This is a genomic window from Mycobacterium sp. E2238, assembly GCF_001672665.1.
Lineage (GTDB): Bacteria > Actinomycetota > Actinomycetes > Mycobacteriales > Mycobacteriaceae > Mycobacterium.
In genome coordinates, this window is sequence record NZ_LZKF01000188.1 from 1 (window position 1) to 630 (window position 630).

The following is a 630-nucleotide window of genomic DNA, read 5'->3' on the forward strand; positions in this document are numbered from 1 at the left end:
CCGGGCGTGTGGCGCGACACCGCGGAAATCGACGTCGCCCTGCGCTCGGCGGGCACGCTGCACCGCCAGCTCGTGCTGCACGTCGGGTCCGCGGCCGTGCCCGTGCAGGTGCGCCAGCTGGGTGACGCGGCGGCCCGGCTGCGGCTGGCCAAGCCCCTGCCGCTGCGGGTTTCGGACACCGGGCTGCTGCGCGATCCCGGCGAGCACCGGATCGCGGCCGGGATCGAGGTGCTCGACGTCCGGCCGCCGGCGCTGCGCCGCCGCGGCGCGGCCCGGGATCGTGCCGCGGAACTGGCAACCGGCCGCGTCCGTCCGCCCGATTACGCCCGGGCCGACGAGCTGCGCGCGATGGGCCTGCCGCCTTCGGGGCTACGGGTGGGCGACTGGGTGGTGCAGCCGCAGTGGTGGGCCGCGCGGCGCGAGTGCGCGACCGCCGCGGTGCGGGGCTGGGCCCAGGACCATGACATCGCGGCGGGAATGCCGCTCGAGACGTTGCGACAGCGCGCCGGCCTGCCCGCCGCGGAACTACTGCCGACGCTGCTGGAGGGCACCGGCCTCCAGGTGGTCGACGGGTTGGTCCGCTCGCCGGGGGCGGCCCTGCCGGCCCGGGTCGACAAGGCGGTGCGCACC

The 630-nt window shown here is 77.9% G+C and carries 1 pseudogene; it reads left to right on the plus strand.

Annotation, left to right across the window (positions count from 1 at the left end):
- A pseudogene (locus A5711_RS16920) lies at positions 1-630 on the plus strand (selenocysteine-specific translation elongation factor); the annotation flags it as partial.